Origin of the sequence: Ectobacillus ponti (assembly GCF_024294785.1) — a bacterium.
GTDB lineage: Bacteria > Bacillota > Bacilli > Bacillales > Bacillaceae_G > Ectobacillus > Ectobacillus ponti.
In genome coordinates this window covers 1-769 of sequence record NZ_JANCLT010000062.1, presented here as the reverse complement: position 1 = coordinate 769, position 769 = coordinate 1, and the positions used below count along the sequence as shown (strand labels likewise).

Here is a 769-nt window from a genome sequence, read left to right as displayed (position 1 = left end):
CGCGTCGCATCGCACTTGTAGCTCTCGACCCCCGCATCTCATCCCTCCTCTCGCTTAGTTCAGATCGAAATCGCAAATGGCGAAGATTAAGATCGGGATCAATGGGTTCGGGAGGATCGGGAGGCTCGTGGCCAGGGTGGCCCTGCAGAGCGACGACGTCGAGCTCGTCGCCGTCAACGACCCCTTCATCACCACCGACTACATGACTCGCCGGCGCCGACGCCGCCGACGCCCGGCGGCGGCGCCGGGGCGTGCCCGCGCGACGCGCTGAAGCTGCACGTGTGCGCCAACGTGCTGGGCCTCGTCAAGGCCAAGGTCGGCGCCGTGTCGCCGTACGAGCCCTGCTGCTCGCTGCTCGACGGCCTCGTCGACCTCGACGCCGCCGTCTGCCTCTGCACCGCCATCAAGGCCAACGTGCTCGGCATCAACCTCAACATCCCCATCGACCTCAGCCTCATCCTCAACAACTGCGGCAAGATCTGCCCATCCGACTACCAGTGTGCTTAATCACATTGGGACACTGCAGCCGATCGATCGATCGATCGATTGACAGTGTGCTACACGTCGTCTACATGTTTTTGTTGGTTGGTTTACTGTGAGCAGTCTGAACTCTCTGAACTTTGGAAACTGTCTGTTTTGTCTTTGTTTATGCTTGCAAAGTTTAATTAGTTCTGGGAAAAAACCATTGGCCAGTATGTATTATTACATGTGTAAGTGTTGGTTGTGACCCCGGGTGATCAGTTTACTGGTCAATATATATGTATTTTTT

The 769-nt window shown here is 56.6% G+C and carries 2 protein-coding genes; both read left to right on the top strand.

The window, feature by feature from the left end; genetic code table 11:
* Positions 1 to 76 precede the first annotated feature (76 nt).
* Positions 77 to 271: a glyceraldehyde 3-phosphate dehydrogenase NAD-binding domain-containing protein gene (locus NK662_RS24575; RefSeq protein ID WP_279665864.1), complete on the top strand. Its 195-nt coding sequence runs from the start codon at positions 77 to 79 to the stop codon at positions 269 to 271.
* Between the two features lie 20 nt (positions 272 to 291).
* Positions 292 to 507 (top strand): alpha-amylase inhibitor/seed storage/lipid transfer family protein, encoded by a 216-nt coding sequence (locus NK662_RS24570; RefSeq protein WP_254761338.1) that lies wholly within the window; start codon positions 292 to 294, stop codon positions 505 to 507.
* The last annotated feature ends 262 nt before the right edge of the window (positions 508 to 769 follow it).